Origin of the sequence: Cellvibrio sp. ARAG 10.3 (assembly GCF_051846955.1) — a bacterium.
Taxonomy (GTDB): Bacteria; Pseudomonadota; Gammaproteobacteria; order Pseudomonadales; family Cellvibrionaceae; genus Cellvibrio.
The window spans coordinates 185188-204664 of sequence record NZ_JBPYCU010000002.1 but is presented as its reverse complement, the minus strand read 5'-3'; the positions used below and the strand labels follow the sequence as shown (position 1 = coordinate 204664).

Below are 19477 nucleotides of genomic sequence, written 5' to 3'. Positions count from 1 at the left end.
GATGGGGTAATCAGTTGGAATTTTTAACGGAATACGGTTTGTTTCTCGCCAAGACGGTCACCATTGTGGTGGCTATCGGGGTTATTGTTGGCTTGGTTGTGTCGGCGGGGCAGCGTCAGAAAAAAACCGAGAAGGGTCATATTGAAGTCAATAAATTAAATGAGAAATTCGAGCACATGCGCGATGTGCTCAAAGAGGCGACGCTTGATCCTGAACAGTTCAAGGCGCTGATGAAAGAAGAAAAAAAACGCGAGAAAGCTGAGCGCGCTGAAAAGAAAAAAGCGGCCAAGCTTGCTGCGAAAGATAAGGCAGCCGTGAGCGAAAGAACAGCCGTGAGCGAAAAAGCAGTGGTTGAGGCCGGCGAGACAGATTCAAATGCAAAGACCAACGAAAAGCCGAGTGACAAAAAGCGTGTGTTTGTACTCGATTTCCATGGCGATATAAAAGCCTCTGCCTGCGACAACCTGCGCGAAGAAATCAGCGCAGTACTCAGTCTCGCAACCAGTGCGGATGAAATTGTTGTGAAGCTGGAAAGCGGTGGTGGGATGGTGCACAGCTATGGTTTAGCCGCAAGCCAGCTGGCGCGTATCAGCAATAAAAAAATTCCGTTGACGGTGTGCGTTGATAAGGTGGCGGCCAGCGGCGGCTATATGATGGCGTGCGTGGCAGATAAGATTATTGCCGCACCCTTTGCGGTTCTGGGTTCCATTGGTGTTATCGCCCAGTTACCCAATTTCCATAAGTTGCTCAAGAAAAATAATATTGATTATGAGATGTTCACAGCGGGCGAATACAAACGCACCGTGACCATGTTCGGTGAAAATACAGATAAAGGTCGCGAGAAATTTAAAGAAGACCTGGAAGACACCCATGTGCTGTTTAAAGAGTTTGTTAGTGAGCACCGCCCCCAGGTAGATATCGCCAAGGTCGCCACGGGTGAAGTCTGGTTCGGGCGCCGGGCGATGGAGGTCAATCTGGTGGATAGTTTGTACACCAGCGATGAATATTTGCTTGCCCAGGCTGAGAACGCTGACATCTACGAAGTGAGTTACAGCTTCAAGAAATCCCTTCCGGAGAAACTCGGTATTGCTGCGCAAGGTGCAGTGGATCGTTTGCTGTTGACCTGGTGGGAACGCTTGAATCACAACCGCTGGTTTTAATGATTGCGCCTGACCGATAATGTCAGGCGCACCGCCTGACTGCTCCGATCCACGTAACGGAGGCCTGCCATGTTATACAGTATTCAAAAAATGCAAATGCCAAGTCCCGAGCAAGCTTTGCCCGGGCGCGCCCAACCTATTGTTATTAAAAACAATCATTATGTTAATGGCCACCCCCTGCAAGCGCCTTTTCCGGACAACATGCAACAAATCATTCTGGGGCTTGGATGTTTTTGGGGCGCAGAGCGGCGCTTTTGGCGGCAGGATGGAGTGTTTACAACGGCGGTCGGTTACTCGGCTGGTTATACCCCCAACCCTACTTATGAAGAGGTATGCAGCGGCCTGACCGGTCATAACGAAGTGGTATTGGTTGTCTTTGATCCCGCCGTTATTTCGCTTGAAAAAATCCTGACAGTATTTTGGGAATCCCACGATCCGACTCAGGGGATGCGCCAGGGAAATGATCGCGGGACGCAATATCGCTCCGGTATTTATGTGCTTGATGAGGCGCAAAAGCATATAGCGGAAGAGAGCCGTGCGGCGTATCAACGCGCATTGTCAGATGCCGGGTTTGGAGACATTACTACGGAAATTTTACTGGCCACGGCGTTTTACTATGCTGAGGATTATCACCAACAGTATCTCGCCAAGAATCCCGATGGTTATTGCGGCCTTGGCGGCACTGGCGTTAGCTGTAGGTCGAATTAGTCGCGCAGCGACGTAATCCGACATACGCTTTTAAAGGATAGATATTTTTAAGATAGATGCTTTTAAAATCGATACCACGTCGGATTACGCTGCGCTAATCCGACCTACAAAATGCCCAGTAGGTCGCGTTAGCGGCAAAGCCGCGTAACCCGACAATAATCTTGCAGCTTAAATTAGCTGGTCGTTACCTTGATACAGCTCCTAGGCTGAGTATTCAAACTGCTGGCCAGACACACCGATAGAATCATCACCCATTAAATACAAATAAGCCGGCATTAAATCTTCCGGGGGTTTGATGCTCGTGGGATTTTCTGCCGGATAAGCCGCTGCCCGCATGCGGGTGCGAGTGGCGCCGGGATTAAAACTGTTGACGCGAATACGCGAGGTTTCCTGTAATTCTTCTGCCAATGTTTGCATCAGATTTTCGGCGGCCGCCTTGGAGGCTGCATAACCACCCCAAAATGCGCGACCCTGTATTCCGACGCTGGACCCGGTAAACACAATGGATGCATTGGGTGCTTTATCGAGCAGTGGCAAAAGGGCGCGAGTCAACATGAAGGGCGCGTTGACATTCACTTGCATCGCCCGCATCCAGCTGGCGCTGCTGTAATTACTGATCGGAGTGCGCTCGCCTAGCTCGGCGGCATTATGCAGGATGCCATCAACTCTGCCGAAAGCGTCATTAATCGCATTACCCAAATCGTTGTAATCTTTTTCTACCGCGCCTTCAAAATTGATCGGATAAATAGCAGGTTGGGGATGGCCGGCTGCTTCAATCTCATCATAGACCATTTCCAGTTTGGCCATGGTACGGCCCAGCAATACCACCGTTGCGCCATGGGCAGCAAAGGTCTTTGCGGCGACACGCCCGATACCGTCGCCAGCGCCGGTGACTAACACAACTTTATCTTGTAAAACATTCGCCGTAGCGGCATAACCTTGGGGTATTTGCATCATAGGTATGTATCCCGACAATCAATTTTCCATAGCGCTTGCAATTTCGCCACTCTCTTTTCTGATTAATTGTCTGGAGGCAATCATCAGGTTTTCAAGGATGGGCCAGATTTCCTCGGCATGGTTGACGCGATAATCGGCTTGCCAGGTATCGATGTCATCATCAGCTTCGATATAACCATAGGCTGCCGCAATGGTAATGGCCCCGGCATCCCGGCCGCAATCAATATCGCGTTTATGATCGCCCACGTAAACAATTTCACTGGGTTGGCAGCCCACGTGTTGGCTGGCGAGAAACATGGACTCCGGATGCGGTTTGCGGTCCTTCACATCTTCCGGACAAATGATGCTGACAGGGGCCGGTTGTATTTGCAAAGCCTTGAGTAATTGATGCGTATAAGCCGACGGTTTATTGGTGGCAATGCCCCAGGCAATATTGTGATCCTGGAGCTTGTGCAGCAATTCACTGATGCCGGGAAACAGCTGTGTATGGACGGCAATGTGCAGCGTATACAGTTCCAGCAGGCGCACACGCAAGCGCTCAAAATGCGGGTCATGCTCATCAATGCCAAAGCCCAGGCTCACTAACGCGCGCGCACCATTGGATACCGATGCACGAATCAGGTCGGCGGGTAGAGCAGGGCGCTGGTTTTCTTCGAGCAATTGATTTAATACCACCACAAAATCCGGTGCGGTATCGAGCAAGGTACCGTCAAGATCAAACATGACGGCGCGAATGGGTTTGCTGGATGACATGCAAAAATCCTGAATTGGTTGATGCCAGGAACAGTGAAATCATCACGCACCAAGGCGCAAGTTTTAGACGGATCCCTGGGTTTTTTTAGCGTGTAATAAATAATTCACGCTGACATCTTGTGGATCAAGTTTGTAATGTTTCGTCAGTGGGTTGTAGGTCATGCCGGTGATATCCTGCAGCTCCAGTCCGCTCTGGCGCAACCATTTGGCCAGCTCCGAAGGGCGAATAAATTTACTGTATTCGTGCGTACCCTTTGGCAGTAACTTCAATACATATTCCGCACCGAGGATAGCGAAAGCATAGGCTTTCGGGTTGCGGTTGATGGTAGAAAAATAAACATCACCACCCGGTTTAACCAATTGTGCACAGGCATTTACGATGGATGCCGGATCGGGTACGTGTTCAAGCATTTCAAGGCAGGTAACAATATCAAAGTGGCCGGGTGCCTCGGCGGCCAGTGCTTCGGCGGCAACCTTGCGATATTCCACCTTCACACCACTTTCCAGCGCATGCAGGCGCGCCACAGATAACGGCGCTTCCCCCATATCGATACCGGTCGCCTCGGCGCCACGTTGAGCGAGAGCTTCCGTAAGGATACCGCCGCCACAGCCCACATCCAAAATCTTGCGTTGCGCGACCGGTGAGCGCTGATCAATGTAGTTGGCACGCAGCGGGTTTATATCGTGTAGCGGTTTGAATTCGCTATTCTTGTCCCACCATCGGCTGGCGAGTGCTTCGAATTTGGCAATTTCTGCGGCGTCTACATTGCTCATAAAAAGCTCTCATTGTGGTTGTCGCTGCTTAAATATTCGTGTGAACTTTGTGGCTGGATTACGCTTTGCCAGTTCGCTCTGCGTGTTTTTACCTGGTGATTTGCTGGCGCCACCAGCGCGCCTTTCCGATCAGCTCGCGTTCATTAAGTGTTTGCAACTGCCGGCTGAGCATCAAGGCGCGCCCGCCGACCCAGACATGACTGACGCGGTGGCCACAACTGGTATATACCAGTTGGGAGACCGGGTTATACAGAGGTTGTGCTTCCAGTTCACCCAGGTCAATGGCGGTAATATCTGCCGCCTTGCCCACCTCCAGGCTGCCGATGCGTTCTTCCAGCCCCAGTGCTCGCGCGCCGTTGATGGTGGCCATGCGTAATGCCTGGTGTGCATCTAGCGCCGCCGCGTCGTCAGCAACGGCTTTGGCCAGCAAAGCGGCCGTCTTGAGTTCTGACAAAATATTCAGATCGTTGTTGCTGGCAGCGCCATCAGTGCCTAAAGCGACATTGACACCGGCATTCCACAGCTTTTGTACCGGACAAAAACCGCTGGCCAATTTGAGGTTTGATTCCGGGCAGTGAATAACATGGGCTCCACTTTCCAGTAGCAAGTCAATATCGCTATCGTCCACCTGCGTCATGTGTACACATTGGGTGAGCGGCGACAACACGCCCAGATCCATCAGGCGTTGCGCCGGGCGCTTCAAATGTTTCTTCAGCGACTCCTCTACTTCAAAGCGGGTTTCGTGCAGGTGTATGTGGATGGGGGAGTCCATCTCCTGGGCCAGCACGGCTACCTTTTCCAGCACATCGTCAGATACAGTGTAGGGCGCATGAGGTCCAAAACCGACGTTCACCAGATGACTTGAGCGGAAGTCATCATGAAGCGCGAGTCCCTTGGCAAAATAATCTTCCGGTCCCTGGCCCCAGGCCGAAGGGAAATCGAAGATCGGGAAGGCAATTTGGGCCCGCATATGGGCTTGTTGAGCAACCTGGGCGGCCTGCTCCGGGTAGAAATACATATCGGCGAAACAGGTGGTACCGCTTTTAATCATTTCCGCCATGGCCAATTCGGTGCCGTCGCGCACGAACTCCTCACTGACCCATTGATCCTCGGCGGGCCAGATATGGTTGTTGAGCCAATCGCGCAGCGGTTTGTCATCCGCGAAACCGCGCAACAGGCTCATCGCCGCGTGGCCATGGGCATTAATAAGACCGGGAATGACCAGATGATTGGTGAGATTGATGGTTTGTTCGGGGTTAAAGCGTTTGTCGGCTTCATCCTGGGGAACAATCGCAATGATAGCGCCGTTATGAACGGCCACTGCGCAATTTTCAAGCACGCGATTCTCCGGCACAACCGGGACAATCCACCGCGCTTTGATCAATAAACGAATGCTTTCTGGTGCAGGCATGGGCTTTCCTGGGTCAAATCATCCCGTGATTGAGAGCCGCGCAGTATAACGCAAAGTGTGTTGATGGGCAGTGATCCGCCGTGCAAGGAGCAGCGTGCGACGGGGATTGATCAGCGAATGTTCAGGCGCTCGACGAGCTGGCCTAAAAAATGCCTATCGAATTGATTTTGTGGTAGTATTCCCGCCTTTCTGTGGCAGCCAAACCCGTTTTTAAAGAGGCCCTTCAGTGTGTCGTTAAAAGCCGGTTGGGCATTCGCTAACGCCGAATTAATGATCAATTAACCCAAGCAGTCACCATAATAAGGAATGCTGTAAACCCATGGGCGAATTTGCAAAAGAAGTTTTACCCGTAAATATCGAAGACGAGCTCAAGCAGTCCTATCTCGATTATGCCATGAGCGTTATTGTGGGCCGGGCGTTGCCGGATGTGCGTGATGGTTTAAAGCCGGTGCATCGTCGTGTGCTCTTTGCCATGAGCGAGTTGAACAACGATTGGAACAAGCCCTACAAGAAGTCAGCGCGTGTTGTGGGTGACGTAATCGGTAAATATCACCCCCACGGTGACTCTGCGGTCTACGACACCATCGTGCGTATGGCCCAGCCGTTCTCATTGCGCTATATGTTGGTTGATGGCCAGGGTAACTTCGGTTCGATTGATGGTGATAACGCAGCGGCCATGCGTTATACCGAAATACGTATGGCCAAGCTGGCCCACGACCTCCTGGCGGATCTCGACAAAGAAACGGTCGATTTTGCGCCCAACTACGATGGCTCTGAACAAATTCCCGTCGTCTTGCCCACCCGTATTCCCAATTTGCTGGTCAATGGTTCCTCTGGTATCGCCGTCGGTATGGCCACCAATATTCCCCCACATAACCTGAAAGAAGTGGTGCAGGGCTGTCTGGCGATGATCGATAACCCGGATATTACCGTCGATGAATTGATGGAGTATATCCCAGGCCCCGACTTCCCCACGGGAGCCATCATCAATGGTCGCGCGGGTATTGTGGAAGCCTACCGCACGGGGCGCGGTCGGATTTATGTGCGCGCTAAAGCGGATATTGAAGTCGATGAAAAAACCGGTCGCGAAACCATCATCGTGACCGAGATTCCTTACCAGTTAAACAAAGCGCGCCTGATTGAGCGTATTGCTGAGCTGGTTAAAGAAAAGAAAATTGAAGGTATCAGCGAGCTGCGCGATGAATCAGACAAGGACGGCCTGCGTATTGTCATTGAAGTCAAACGCACCGAATCTGCTGAAGTCTTGTTGAACAACCTGTATGCACAAACACAATTGCAGAATGTGTTTGGTATCAACATGGTCGCCCTGGATGACGGCCAGCCCAAGATTCTCAATCTGTGGGACCTGATCGATGCCTTTATTCGTCATCGGCGCGAAGTGGTTACCCGCCGGACAGTTTATCTGTTGCGCAAGGCCCGTGAGCGCGGCCATATCCTTGAGGGCCTGGCGGTTGCCATTGCCAATATCGATGAAGTCATCGATCTGATTAAACGCTCACCCAGCCCGGCGGAAGCGAAAGACGGCCTGATGGCGCGCGGTTGGGATGCGCGCGAAATGGCTCCCTTCCTTGAGCGTGCCGGTGAAGATGCCTGTCGCCCGGAAGATTTGGGTGAAGAGTTCGGCGTGCGCGATGGTAAATACTTTTTATCTGCCGCCCAGGCCCAGGCAATCCTCGAGTTGCGCTTGCACCGTTTGACGGGCATGGAGCACGACAAGCTGCTCGCTGAATACGATGAAAAACTGGTGCAAATTGCCGGGTATCTCGAAATTCTCGGTAACGCGGTACGCCTGATGGCGGTTATCCGCGAAGAGCTTGAGCAAGTGATTGCGGATTATGGTGATGCGCGCCGCACAGAAATTGTTGCTTCTACGCTGGACCTGACCACGGAAGATTTGATTAACGAAGAAGATCGCGTGGTGACGATTTCTCACGGTGGCTACGCCAAGAGCCAGCCGCTGGATGATTACCAGGCACAGCGCCGCGGTGGTATGGGTAAATCTGCCACAGCCGTTAAAGATGAAGACTTTGTTGAGCATCTGCTGATCGCCAGTACCCACGATACGATTTTATGTTTCACCAATGCCGGTAAGGTGTATTGGTTGAAGGTATATATGATTCCTGTTGCGGGGCGTCAGTCTCGCGGTCGCCCGGTGGTGAATTTATTGCCGCTGGAAGAGGGCGAACGTATTACCTCTATCCTGCCGGTGAAAACCTACGATGACGACCACTTTATCTTTATGGCTACCGCTAACGGTACCGTGAAAAAAACAGTGCTGACGCAGTTCTCCCGTCCGCGCAGTGTCGGTTTGCGGGCGATTGAGTTGGACGAAGGCGACACGCTGGTGGGCACAGCAATTACCAACGGTTCCTGTGATGTCATCCTGTTCTCCAGCAGCGGCAAAGCGGCGCGCTTCCGCGAAGAGCAGGTTCGCGCGATGGGACGGACGTCGCGCGGCGTGCGCGGTATCCGCCTGGCGGAAGGCCAGCGCGTTATCGGCATGGTGATTCCCATGGAGAATGGTCAGGTATTGACGGTGAGCGAACACGGCTACGGCAAGCGTACCGATGTGGGTGAGTTCCCCGCAAAAGGTCGCGGTTCGCAGGGTGTTATCGGCATGCAAACCACAGAGCGCAACGGCCAATTGGTTGGTGCAGTGCAGGTATTTGATGGCGAAGAGATTATGTTGATCTCGGACCAGGGCACCATGGTGCGCACGCGTGTCGATGAAGTGTCGCTGTTGAGTCGCAACACGCAAGGTGTTCGCCTGATCAAGCTCAAAACCGGCGAGCGTATGCAAGGTCTGGAGCGCATCGAAGAAAGCGCGGATGAAAATGCAAACCGTGCGCCGGCTACTGCCGAGTCATCCGCTGATGACGAAGTGCCTGATGATCTGCAGACCGATGACGATGTAGCAGACTCACCGGACAATGATGAGTAAAAATGATGAATAAAAGTGACGCAGCCTGGAAGGTTCCGGCTGCGTTTTTATTCATCTCTCTTTTCAACTTAACACGCTGTAATTAATCATGTCAGCTGAACAGACCGAAGAGCAAAAACTCCTGGCTTTGCGTAATGAAATTGATGCGATTGATGATGAAATCGGTCGTTTGATTTCCGCTCGCGCGAAGTGTGCCCAAGAAGTGGCAGAAGTTAAAAAAGCCACTTTACCTCCGGAAGCCCAAGTGCTCTTTTACCGCCCCGAGCGTGAAGCGCAGGTTTTGCGCAAAGCCATGGAGCGCAACACCGGGCCGTTGAGTAACGAAGAAATTGCGCGGCTGTTTCGCGAAATCATGTCGGCGTGCCTCGCGCTGGAGAATCCGATCAAGGTGGCTTACCTTGGTCCAGAAGGTACCTTCACCCAACAGGCAGCCTTGAAACATTTTGGTCACTCCGCTGTAGCTTTACCCTTCTCGGCCATTGATGAAGTCTTTCGTGAAGTGGAAGCCGGTGCGGTGAATTACGGCGTGGTGCCGGTGGAAAATTCCACTGAAGGTGTCGTGAACCACACCCTCGACAATTTTATGGGTTCCAACCTGAAAATTTGTGGTGAGGTGGAACTGCGTATTCATCAGAATCTGTTGGTATCTGATGTGACCAATATCGGCAGCATCAGCCGTATCTACTCGCACTCCCAATCGCTGGCACAATGCCGTAAATGGCTGGATGCGCACTATCCGAAGGCCGAGCGCATTGCAGTAAACAGTAATGCCGAAGCGGCGAAACGGTTGAAGGGCGAATGGAATGCGGCCGCCATCGCCGGCAGCATGGCGGCGGAGCTTTATGGTCTGAAGGTGCTGGCAGAAAAAATTGAAGATCAGCCGGATAATTCCACACGTTTTCTGATTATCGGAACCCAGGCGGTTCCTGCCAGTGGTGTTGATAAAACTTCTGTCGTTGTGGCCATGCGCAACGAACCGGGCGCTCTGCACAATTTGCTTGAACCCTTTCATCGTCACAATATTGACCTTACACGGGTAGAGACCCGTCCGTCGCGCACCGGTGCCTGGACCTATGTGTTCTTCATCGATTTTGTCGGTCATGTTGACGATCCCCTGATCAGCAAGGTGCTCAAGGAAGTGGCGCAACGCGCTGCAGATTTGAAATTGCTGGGCTCTTACCCCAAAGCCGTTCTTTGATTCCGTTATGACTCTCTCTTCGACTTCTGACTGGCAAGGCATCAATAAACTCGTCGTGATCGGCATTGGTCTGATCGGCGGCAGTTTGGCGACCGGTTTGAAAGCGCGTGGCGCCTGCAAGGAAGTCATTGGTATTGCCCGTCGCCAGGAAATCTGCGAAGAGGCGGTAGCCCTGGGTGTGGTTGATCGTGCATACGTCGAACTTGCGGATGTGGCGAGCGAGTTGGGTGAAGGGGATGTTATTTTTATCGCCGTGCCAACGCTGTCGGTTGCATCGGTATTACAAACCGTGAAGTCTACGGTGCCGTCTTCGGTCACGGTTACCGATGGTGCCAGTGTCAAAGGAAGTGTTCAGCAAGCAGCGGAAGCAGTGTATGGGCAGGTGCCGCCCCAGCTGGTGTTGGGGCATCCGATTGCCGGCTCGGAGAAGAGTGGTGTAACAGCGGCGAATCCGGATTTGTATGAAAAGCACCGGGTCATCCTCACGCCGCTGGAGACGACGGGTGCACAACATCTCAATTTGGTTACACGTATGTGGCAAGCCGTAGGGGCCGAGGTGTTAAGTATGACCGTAGCAGAGCATGATGACGTGCTCGCCGCTACCAGCCATCTGCCACACGCCATTGCCTATTCGCTGGTTGATACACTCGCGCAAGACATAGGTAACCCAAATATCTTTCGTTACGCTGCTGGTGGTTTCCGCGACTTTACCCGCATTGCGTCCAGTGATCCGGTTATGTGGCACGATATCATGCGCGCTAACAAAACCAGTGTGCTACACGCGCTGGATTTATATATCGACAATCTGATGCGATTGCGCACTGGAATCGAGCAGGAAAACAGCGAATATCTCCTCGACGTATTTACCCGGGCAAAAACGGCGCGGGATCGTTTCACCAGGATGCTGGCCAACAAAGGCGAGCCTGATCGAGAGAGTCGCCAGCAAGTGGATGACGTATCAGCCCCTGACGCTGAGACCAGGGGAGACGCGCCGTGATATTAGCCATGGTAGTCAAACAAACCGGCATAAACATAGAAGTAATTAATCGTTAGCAATTGGTAAACGGTTATTTATAATTCGCAGCCAGCGAAGCCTATTGCCTGTTAATAATCACTTTTTATTTGGTAGTCGTTAATGTCCAACTACAACCTGACTCACTTGAAACAACTGGAAGCGGAAAGCATCCACATCATTCGCGAAGTCGCGGCGGAATTTGATAAGCCGGTTATGCTGTATTCCGTGGGTAAGGACTCGGCGGTGATGATGCACCTGACGATGAAAGCCTTTCATCCGGGTAAACCACCATTTCCCCTGATGCACGTTGATACCACGTGGAAATTCCGCGAAATGATCGAGTTTCGCGATAAGCGTGTTAAAGAGCTGGGTTGGGATTTGATCGTGCACATCAACCAGGAAGGCGTTGAGATGGGCATCAGCCCGTTCGTCCACGGCAGTGCCAAACACACGGACATTATGAAAACCCAAAGCCTCAAGCAGGCGCTGAATAAATACGGCTTCGATGCTGCCTTCGGCGGTGCGCGTCGTGACGAGGAGAAATCCCGCGCAAAAGAGCGCGTCTATTCCTTTCGCGATAAGAATCATCGCTGGGACCCGAAAAACCAGCGCCCGGAGTTGTGGGATATCTACAACGGCCGCGTCGACAAGGGCGAAAGCATTCGTGTATTCCCCTTATCCAACTGGACAGAACTCGACATCTGGCAATATATCCACTTGGAAAATATCCCCATTGTTCCGCTGTACTTTGCGGCCAAGCGTCCGGTCGTCAGACGTGATGGAACATTGATCATGGTAGACGATGATCGCATGCCCATCGGCCCGGATGACAAAGTGGAAGAAAAGATGGTCCGTTTCCGTACTCTCGGTTGCTATCCGTTGACCGGCGCCGTGGAATCCGAAGCGGCCACATTGCCAGAAATTATCCAGGAAATGCTGTTAACCACCACCTCTGAACGTCAGGGCCGTGTTATCGACCACGACAGCTCAGGCTCGATGGAAAAGAAAAAACAGGAAGGATATTTCTAACATCAGGCGAAATGTGGTTCTGGTCGTATAGACCAAAGCATCGCTCACTCACATTTAACGGATAAACAACTAGTTACTCACGACTAGCAACTAGAGACCCAATATGTCACACCAATCAGATTTAATTGCAACGGATATCGACGCTTATCTTGCGCAGCATGAACAAAAAGAGTTGTTGCGCTTTTTGACGTGCGGAAGCGTGGATGATGGTAAAAGTACCTTGATTGGACGCTTGTTGCACGACTCCAAGATGATTTATGAAGATCAGTTGGAGGCAGTACGTTCTGATAGTACCAAGCACGGCACAACGGGAGAAAAAATTGACCTGGCGTTGCTGGTCGATGGTTTGCAAGCTGAGCGCGAGCAGGGCATTACCATTGATGTGGCTTACCGGTATTTTTCCACCGCTAAACGCAAATTTATTATCGCCGACACACCGGGACACGAGCAGTACACACGCAATATGGCTACCGGTGCGTCCACCTGTGATCTGGCAATTATTTTGATTGATGCGCGTCACGGTGTGATGACGCAAACGCGTCGTCACAGTTACATCGCATCGTTGTTGGGTATCCGCCACATTGTAGTGGCGATCAACAAGATGGATTTGCTGGATTTCAGTGAGTCAGTATTTGAAAAGATCAAAGCAGATTATCTGGTATTTGCCAAAAAACTCGGTATGAGCGAAATCAGCTTTGTACCTATATCTGCCCTTGAGGGCGATAACGTTGTTAATCGCTCGGAAAAATCGCCCTGGTACCAAGGGCAGACCTTGATGGAAATCCTTGAAACCGTTCCGGTATCAGCGGATAAAAATTTTGATGATTTTCGTTTTCCAGTGCAGTACGTCAATCGTCCCAATCTTAACTTCCGTGGTTTCTGTGGCAACGTGGCATCCGGCGTAGTGCGTGTGGGTGATGCAATTAAAGCGCTGCCCTCCGGCAAGACGAGCAAGGTTAAAGCGATTGTGACTTACGACGGTGATTTACCGGAAGCCTTCGCCGGTCAGGCTATTACGCTGACGCTTGAAGATGAAATCGACATCAGTCGCGGCGATATGATTGTGCTGGCGAAAGATGAGGTACCGCAAACCAATCATCTCAAAGCCCATGTGGTATGGATGAATGAAAAAGCCTGCCGTACACATACGGAGTATTTGTTTAAGTTCGCCAGCAAAGTGGTGAGTGGCAGCGTTGAGAAGATTGATTATCGCGTCGACGTCAATACGCAGGAGCATACCCATGTGGACAACCTGCAACTCAATGATATTGCCGTGGTAGATATATCCTTAAACCAGGCCGTCATTGTTGATCAATACCCGGTAAATCGTGCTACGGGTGCTTTTATTGTTATTGATCGCCTGACTAACCTCACAGTAGGAGCCGGTATGGTGATTGACCGTCTCGAAGCGACGGCGACAACGGCGGTGAATTACAGCGAGTTTGAATTGGAATTAAATGCACTGATCCGTAAACATTTCCCACATTGGGATGCGCGTGATCTGAGCAAGTTATTGCGTTAAACCCTACCTGACTGCCGCCATCGCATGCGATGGCGGCAGCACTTTTGTAAGATATCTCCTACATAACTTTCAGCGATCTCCTCTGGTCACAGCGCCGTGTGCTTTATAACCTACGCGCCGCATGCAGGAATCGCATGCATACTCCAATCATCTATTAATAGAAAAGGATTTTTCCTATGAAAGCGTTTATCTCTTGTGTTTTTGCTACTGCGCTTGTTCTCCTCTCGTCTTCTTTTGCCTTGGCTGTAGAAAATAAACCTGCTCAACCCGCGCAGGAAGCTTCTCAGTTACAACAGGCTGTCAATATCAATACGGCTGATGTTGATACCTTATTAACCCTTAAAGGGATTGGTACTAAAAAGGCAGAAGCGATTATCGCCTGGCGTGATGCTAACGGTGGATTTACATCGGTAGAGCAACTGCTGGAAGTGAAAGGTATTGGCGTCGCGATTTTGGATGCGAACCGCGATAATCTTCGCCTCCAGTAACATCTGACAGCGAGAGTTGCTGCGAAAACCCTTAAGATTTGCTTTAATGACGGCCCGAATCCGCAAGGATCGGGCTTTTTTTATCGCATTCGAAAGGTGAGGTGGTGATGATACAAGTGCAAGGGCCGCGAATAATTGTCGCTATGGATTTTGATAATGCCGACGACTGTCTGGCGCTGGCCAGGCGCTTATCTCCCCAGGCCTGTCGATTGAAAGTCGGCAAAGAGCTGTTTACCAGTACTGGCCCCAAGGTTGTTGAAGACCTGATGGCCATGGGCTTCGAGATCTTCCTTGACCTGAAATTTCACGATATTCCCAACACCACCGCCAAAGCGGTTAAAGCGGCAGCCAATCTGGGTGTCTGGATGGTCAATGTGCATGCGTCAGGCGGTGAGCGTATGATGATTGCCTGTCGGGACATCCTGGAACAGGCACCGGGCCCGCGTCCCTTGTTGATCGGCGTCACAGTATTGACCAGTCTCGATGACACCGATTTGCAGGCGGTGGGCATTCAGGATTCTGCGCAACAGCAGGTGGTGCGCCTGGCACATCTGACACAAGCCTGCGGGTTGGATGGCATCGTTTGTTCTGCGCAGGAGGCACGGGATTTGCGTAATGTCCTGGGTAACGAATTTTGTCTGGTGACCCCAGGCATTCGTTTAGCGGATTCACCCAAAGATGATCAGCGTCGCACACTGACTCCCACAGAAGCGGTGCAGGCCGGTAGCAGCTATCTGGTGATTGGACGACCAATCACCCAGGCCATAGACCCTGTTACCGTGTGCGAGAACATCAACCGTTCACTGAATGTTTAATTGGATGTAAGGAATCTGGATTTGGCTACTCATGGCACACCTACCGTTATCACGATTGATGGTCCCAGTGGTTCGGGCAAGGGCACATTAAGTCAGTTACTCGCCAAAAAAATCGGTTTCCATTTGCTCGATAGTGGAGCACTTTACCGATTGGTTGCACTGGCAGCGCTCAAGCAGGGCGTCAATATTCAGGATGAACAACAAGTGGAAAAAGTGGCGGCGCAACTTGATGTCCGTTTTGATATTACTGCTGAGCACACTCGTATTTTATTAAGTGATGAAGATGTTACCCGTGCGATTCGCAGTGAAATTATCAGCATGAACGCATCTGTCGTTGCGGCTTATCCCGGCGTGCGTGAAGCCTTGCTGAAACGTCAACGGGATTTTCGTCAGTTGCCTGGCCTGGTGGCCGATGGCCGCGATATGGGCACAACGGTTTTTCCTGATGCAGATATTAAAATATTTTTAACCGCCAGCGCCGAGGCGCGCGCGCAGCGACGCTATAAACAACTCGTCGAAAAAGGTGAGTCAGTCGACATCAATGCCTTGATAAAAGATATTCAGGAACGTGACGAGCGTGATAGCAAACGCACAGTTTCGCCATTAAAACCGGCGGCTGATGCGATATTGTTGGATAGCACACAGATGACTATCGAAGAAGTATTGGAAGCTATGCTGAATTTGGTGAAAGGCGGAAAACCTTCCTGAATATCCACATGGTGTTTGCATCGCAAGATGTCAACAAACCGTAAGAATGCGCAGCTATGGTGCTTCGCAGAATCTTAAAATGTCGGTAGTTGTTTCGCCGGCACATTGTTTCAGTGTAAGAATGGAAAAATCGACATGACATTGACTTGCTTTAAAGCCTACGACATTCGCGGCAAATTGGGTGAAGAATTAAACGAGGATATCGTCTACCGCATCGGCCGTGCCTATGCGGTTTTTTTACGCCCTAAAACGGTTGTAGTAGGGGGCGACGTGCGCTTGACCAGCAATGCATTAAAACAAGCGTTGAGTAACGGTTTGCGTGATGAAGGTGTGGATGTTATCGATATAGGCATGTGCGGTACGGAAGAGATTTACTTTGCAACCAGCCACCTCAAGACAGACGGCGGCGTTGTCATCACCGCCAGCCACAATCCCATCGACTACAACGGCATGAAGATGGTGCGCGAAGGATCAAAACCAATCAGCAACGACACCGGGTTAAGTGATATTAAACGCCTTGCAGAAGCCAATGATTTCGTCCCGGTTGATTCGGCAAAACGCGGCAGTTATCGTCAGGAAAGTACACTGGATGCCTACGTTAAGCATTTGCTGACCTATATCGATACAGCGCAATTAAAACCATTAAAACTGGTAGTCAACGCCGGTAACGGTGCTGCTGGGCATGTTATTGACGCGCTGGAAAAATATCTACCCTTTGAATTTATCAAGATCAACCACGAACCCGACGGTAATTTCCCCAACGGTATTCCCAATCCACTGCTACCGGAAAATCGTCCGGTGACCAGCGAGGCTGTGCTCAAACACGGCGCCGATATGGGTATTGCATGGGATGGTGATTTCGATCGCTGTTTCCTGTTTGACGAACGGGGTGAATTTACCGAAGGTTATTACATCGTCGGTTTGTTGGCAGAAGCGTTTCTTATTAAGAGCCCCGGCGAAAAAGTGATTCACGATCCGCGTTTGGTGTGGAATACCATCGATATCGCCAAACGCAATGGCGGCACAGCGATCCAATCCAAAACCGGCCACTCGTTTATCAAAGAGCGGATGCGCGAAGAAGATGCGATCTACGGCGGTGAGATGAGTGCGCACCATTATTTCCGCGATTTCTTTTACTGCGATAGCGGTATGATCCCCTGGTTACTGGTTGCTGAGTTGTTGTGCCGCAAGAACCAACCCTTGTCCTCCATGCTGGAAGATTGCATCGCGCGCTTCCCGTCCCCCGGTGAAATCAACAGCCATGTGGAAAACCCCAAAGAGGCTATCGAACGCGTCCTCGCACATTACGGTGATCAGGCTAAATCGGTCGACCGCACAGACGGCATCAGCCTGGAGTTTGATAATTGGCGATTCAACCTGCGCATGTCCAACACCGAGCCGGTGGTGCGTTTGAATGTTGAGAGCCGCGGCGATGCCGAGCTGGTGAAAAGCAAGACGGACGAAGTCCTGGCATTGCTCGCCTAAATTGCTACACATCGAAACCTTCGTGTGAGAGATAGCTAAACCAGAAACCAAGGAGTTTTGAATGCAAATCAAAAAAGCGGTCATCCCTGTTGCGGGTCTGGGGACCCGTATGTTGCCGGCAACCAAGGCAATTCCCAAAGAAATGCTGCCGGTAGTTGATAAGCCGCTGATTCAATATGTGATTGAAGAGGCCGCCGCCGCCGGTATCAAAGAGATCGTTCTGGTGACTCACGCCAGTAAAAATGCCATCGAAAACCATTTTGATACGAGCTTTGAACTGGAAGCACAACTGGAAGCACGTTTGAAGCGTTCTCTCTTGCAGGAAATCCGCTCCATTACGCCGCCGGGTTTGACCGTTATTTCGGTGCGCCAGGCTGAGGCTAAAGGGTTGGGCCACGCGATTCTGTGCGCGCGTCCGGTGGTGGGGGATGAACCCTTTGCCGTGCTTTTGCCGGATGTCCTGATCGACCGTGCTGAATGTAACCTGCGTCAGGATAACCTGGCGGGTATGACCAAGCGCTTTATGGAGACGGGCAACAGCCAGGTGCTGGTTGAGCGTGTACCGCGCGACCAGATTGATAAGTACGGCGTAGTGGATTGCTCCGGCATAGAGATCGGCCCTGGTGAGTGTGCGGCCATCAAGGCAATGGTTGAGAAACCGCCGGTTGACGAAGCACCCTCCGACATGGCCATTGTTGGTCGTTATGTGTTGTCCAAAAAAACCTGGGAATTGCTTGCCAAAACCCAACCTGGTGCAGGCGGTGAAATCCAGCTGACCGACGCCATGGATGAATTACTCGAGCAGGAAACCATGGAAGCCTATCAATTGATTGGTCGCAGCCACGACTGTGGTACCAAGATCGGCTATATGATGGCCAACGTGATTTACGCTGCCCGCCATGATGCGATTGGCAAAGAGTTTGAAGACTTTATTCGTCAGCGTTACTGCAAGTAATCATTGTCCTGTTAGCCGCCCCTGAGCAACAGGCGTACACTCAGGGGCGGTTCACTTCATCTAACACAGCACTGGAGAGATCACTTGATAATACCCGTTATCATGGCAGGAGGGTCCGGCACACGCCTGTGGCCTCTTTCCCGGCAGCACTACCCTAAACAATTGTTGAAGCTATTTGGCGACAAAACCATGCTTCAGCAAACTGTCTTGCGTCTCACCGGCATACCCGATATTGCTCCACCTATTGTGGTGTGCAACGAAGAGCACCGGTTCATGGTGGCTGAGCAGTTACAGGAAATTAATCAACGCGATGCGGTGATTATTCTCGAACCGGTCGCGCGCAACACAGCACCGGCCATTGCGCTGGCTGCACTGCAAGCGCGTTCGATGGAAACCAATCCAACCCTGCTGGTGTTGGCTGCCGACCACATGATCCGCGATGTACATGAATTTCAGCGGGTGGTCAGTGTGGCGGTCCAGGCGGCTGCCGAAGGGCGTATTGCCACCTTTGGTGTACAACCGACGCATCCGGAAACCGGCTATGGCTACATCAAGACCGACACGGGTAAAAGCGCCGACGGTGTGTATTTCCCCGTAGAACAGTTTGTTGAGAAGCCGGATCTGGCAACGGCGGAAAAATACCTGGCGGCAGGTTGCTATTACTGGAACAGCGGTATGTTTGTGTTCAATACCGATGTGTTCCTGAGTGAGATGGAGCATTACAGCCCGGAGGTGATTACAACAGCGGAGCAGGCCAGAACCCTGGCAGTTCGAGACCTCGACTTTATTCGTATTGATCGCGATGCCTTTGCCAAGGCGCCCAATATTTCCATTGATTATGCGCTGATGGAAAAGAGCCAGAAGGTTGTGTGTGTACCGCTCAATGCGGGCTGGAGCGATGTGGGAGACTGGAAGTCATTCTCTGACCTGTCCGATAAAGACAGTGCGAACAACAGCTTTATTGGCGATAGCATCGATATTGGCTCAACCGACACCCTGGTGTTTTCCCAGGACAAACTGGTAGCTACCGTCGGGGTAAAAAACCTGATGATTATCAACACGCCGGATGCCGTGCTGGTGGCTGATAAATCCCAGGCCCAGCAAGTCAAGGCGGTGATTGCGCACATCATCCAGCAAAAGCGTAGCGAGCATTTGCAGCATCGCGAGATCTATCGCCCCTGGGGTTGCTACGACGCGATTGATACGGGAGAGCGTTATCAGGTAAACCGCATTCGTGTTAAACCCGGTGCGAGCTTGTCGTTACAACTTCATCACCATCGCGCGGAGCACTGGATTGTGGTGAAGGGAACGGCGCTGGTGCAAAAGGGCGATGAAGTGACCTTGCTGTCAGAAAATGAATCGACGTTTATCCCCATCGGTACCCGCCATCGTTTGAGTAATCCGGGCAAGATTCCGCTGGAGATTGTCGAGGTGCAATCCGGTCCGTATTTGCAGGACGATGATGTGATTCGCTACGAAGACAGTTACGGTCGGTCTTGATACGAACCGCCGGATTGCCCAACCAGGCAATCCGGCT

General features: G+C 51.5%; 17 protein-coding genes. 13 read left to right on the top strand and 4 right to left on the bottom strand.

The annotated features are described in order from the left end of the window. Nucleotides 1–14 precede the first annotated feature (14 nt). Both sohB and msrA read left to right on the top strand, forming a co-directional pair. The gene (gene sohB, locus ACSV5M_RS03490; RefSeq protein WP_439174203.1) at nt 15–1160 is read left to right on the top strand and encodes a protease SohB; all 1146 of its coding nucleotides are present in this window, start codon (nt 15–17) and stop codon (nt 1158–1160) included. Nucleotides 1161–1229: 69 nt separating this feature from the next. Beyond that, nucleotides 1230–1868, top strand: a complete 639-nt coding sequence (msrA, locus tag ACSV5M_RS03485; RefSeq protein WP_439174202.1) for a peptide-methionine (S)-S-oxide reductase MsrA — start codon at nt 1230–1232, stop codon at nt 1866–1868. A gap of 201 nt (nt 1869–2069) precedes the next feature. On the opposite strand, the gene ACSV5M_RS03480 is transcribed toward msrA, so the two are convergent. From ACSV5M_RS03480 to ACSV5M_RS03465, 4 genes are all read right to left on the bottom strand, one after another. After that, nucleotides 2070–2825 carry a YciK family oxidoreductase gene (locus ACSV5M_RS03480; RefSeq protein ID WP_439174201.1) on the bottom strand — a complete coding sequence of 252 codons (756 nt, stop codon included), beginning with the start codon at nt 2823–2825 and terminating at the stop codon, nt 2070–2072. Between the two features lie 18 nt (nt 2826–2843). Then, the gene (locus ACSV5M_RS03475) at nt 2844–3578 is read right to left on the bottom strand and encodes an HAD family hydrolase (protein ID WP_439174200.1); all 735 of its coding nucleotides are present in this window, start codon (nt 3576–3578) and stop codon (nt 2844–2846) included. Nucleotides 3579–3641: 63 nt separating this feature from the next. Next, nucleotides 3642–4352, bottom strand: coding sequence for a bifunctional 2-polyprenyl-6-hydroxyphenol methylase/3-demethylubiquinol 3-O-methyltransferase UbiG (gene ubiG, locus ACSV5M_RS03470; protein WP_439174199.1), 711 nt, complete (start codon nt 4350–4352; stop codon nt 3642–3644). 88 nt (nt 4353–4440) lie between these two features. Continuing rightward, the gene (locus ACSV5M_RS03465) at nt 4441–5763 is read right to left on the bottom strand and encodes a TRZ/ATZ family hydrolase (RefSeq protein WP_439174198.1); all 1323 of its coding nucleotides are present in this window, start codon (nt 5761–5763) and stop codon (nt 4441–4443) included. 319 nt (nt 5764–6082) lie between these two features. Here ACSV5M_RS03465 and gyrA point away from each other — a divergent pair, with 319 nt between their 5' ends. The 11 genes from gyrA (at nt 6083) to ACSV5M_RS03410 (ending at nt 19440) form a co-directional block, all read left to right on the top strand. Then, nucleotides 6083–8725: a DNA gyrase subunit A gene (gyrA, locus tag ACSV5M_RS03460; protein WP_439174197.1), complete on the top strand. Its 2643-nt coding sequence runs from the start codon at nt 6083–6085 to the stop codon at nt 8723–8725. Nucleotides 8726–8813: 88 nt separating this feature from the next. Next, on the top strand, nt 8814–9923 hold the full coding sequence (gene pheA / locus ACSV5M_RS03455; RefSeq protein ID WP_439174196.1) for a prephenate dehydratase: 1110 nt from the start codon (nt 8814–8816) through the stop codon (nt 9921–9923). 7 nt (nt 9924–9930) lie between these two features. Further along, nucleotides 9931–10920 (top strand): prephenate dehydrogenase/arogenate dehydrogenase family protein, encoded by a 990-nt coding sequence (locus ACSV5M_RS03450; protein WP_439174195.1) that lies wholly within the window; start codon nt 9931–9933, stop codon nt 10918–10920. Nucleotides 10921–11058: 138 nt separating this feature from the next. Beyond that, entirely contained in the window at nt 11059–11967 is a 909-nt protein-coding gene (cysD, locus tag ACSV5M_RS03445; protein ID WP_439174194.1) for a sulfate adenylyltransferase subunit CysD, read from the top strand. Between the two features lie 103 nt (nt 11968–12070). Further along, entirely contained in the window at nt 12071–13489 is a 1419-nt protein-coding gene (gene cysN, locus ACSV5M_RS03440; protein ID WP_439174192.1) for a sulfate adenylyltransferase subunit CysN, read from the top strand. Nucleotides 13490–13665: 176 nt separating this feature from the next. Next, on the top strand, nt 13666–13977 hold the full coding sequence (locus ACSV5M_RS03435; protein ID WP_439174190.1) for a ComEA family DNA-binding protein: 312 nt from the start codon (nt 13666–13668) through the stop codon (nt 13975–13977). Nucleotides 13978–14087: 110 nt separating this feature from the next. Further along, nucleotides 14088–14792, top strand: a complete 705-nt coding sequence (gene pyrF, locus ACSV5M_RS03430; protein WP_439174439.1) for an orotidine-5'-phosphate decarboxylase — start codon at nt 14088–14090, stop codon at nt 14790–14792. Between the two features lie 21 nt (nt 14793–14813). Continuing rightward, a complete protein-coding gene (cmk, locus tag ACSV5M_RS03425) occupies nt 14814–15500 on the top strand; it encodes a (d)CMP kinase (RefSeq protein WP_439174188.1) in 687 nt (228 codons plus the stop codon). Nucleotides 15501–15635: 135 nt separating this feature from the next. Further along, nucleotides 15636–16985, top strand: coding sequence for a phosphomannomutase CpsG (locus tag ACSV5M_RS03420; RefSeq protein ID WP_439174186.1), 1350 nt, complete (start codon nt 15636–15638; stop codon nt 16983–16985). Between the two features lie 61 nt (nt 16986–17046). Continuing rightward, nucleotides 17047–17940 (top strand): UTP--glucose-1-phosphate uridylyltransferase GalU, encoded by an 894-nt coding sequence (gene galU, locus ACSV5M_RS03415; RefSeq protein WP_439174184.1) that lies wholly within the window; start codon nt 17047–17049, stop codon nt 17938–17940. A gap of 84 nt (nt 17941–18024) precedes the next feature. Continuing rightward, on the top strand, nt 18025–19440 hold the full coding sequence (locus ACSV5M_RS03410; protein ID WP_439174183.1) for a mannose-1-phosphate guanylyltransferase/mannose-6-phosphate isomerase: 1416 nt from the start codon (nt 18025–18027) through the stop codon (nt 19438–19440). Nucleotides 19441–19477 lie beyond the last annotated feature (37 nt).

What these genes read in the sequence shown, in the direction of transcription:
- ACSV5M_RS03475 (WP_439174200.1), bottom strand. Translation starts at nt 3,578, where the DNA reads ATGTCATCCAGCAAACCCATTCGCGCCGTCATGTTTGATCTTGACGGT.
- ACSV5M_RS03450 (WP_439174195.1), top strand. Translation starts at nt 9,931, where the DNA reads ATGACTCTCTCTTCGACTTCTGACTGGCAAGGCATCAATAAACTCGTC.
- pheA (WP_439174196.1), top strand. Translation starts at nt 8,814, where the DNA reads ATGTCAGCTGAACAGACCGAAGAGCAAAAACTCCTGGCTTTGCGTAAT.
- cysD (WP_439174194.1), top strand. Translation starts at nt 11,059, where the DNA reads ATGTCCAACTACAACCTGACTCACTTGAAACAACTGGAAGCGGAAAGC.
- cysN (WP_439174192.1), top strand. Translation starts at nt 12,071, where the DNA reads ATGTCACACCAATCAGATTTAATTGCAACGGATATCGACGCTTATCTT.
- ubiG (WP_439174199.1), bottom strand. Translation starts at nt 4,352, where the DNA reads ATGAGCAATGTAGACGCCGCAGAAATTGCCAAATTCGAAGCACTCGCC.
- ACSV5M_RS03435 (WP_439174190.1), top strand. Translation starts at nt 13,666, where the DNA reads ATGAAAGCGTTTATCTCTTGTGTTTTTGCTACTGCGCTTGTTCTCCTC.
- gyrA (WP_439174197.1), top strand. Translation starts at nt 6,083, where the DNA reads ATGGGCGAATTTGCAAAAGAAGTTTTACCCGTAAATATCGAAGACGAG.
- msrA (WP_439174202.1), top strand. Translation starts at nt 1,230, where the DNA reads ATGTTATACAGTATTCAAAAAATGCAAATGCCAAGTCCCGAGCAAGCT.
- ACSV5M_RS03420 (WP_439174186.1), top strand. Translation starts at nt 15,636, where the DNA reads ATGACATTGACTTGCTTTAAAGCCTACGACATTCGCGGCAAATTGGGT.
- galU (WP_439174184.1), top strand. Translation starts at nt 17,047, where the DNA reads ATGCAAATCAAAAAAGCGGTCATCCCTGTTGCGGGTCTGGGGACCCGT.
- ACSV5M_RS03480 (WP_439174201.1), bottom strand. Translation starts at nt 2,825, where the DNA reads ATGATGCAAATACCCCAAGGTTATGCCGCTACGGCGAATGTTTTACAA.
- ACSV5M_RS03465 (WP_439174198.1), bottom strand. Translation starts at nt 5,763, where the DNA reads ATGCCTGCACCAGAAAGCATTCGTTTATTGATCAAAGCGCGGTGGATT.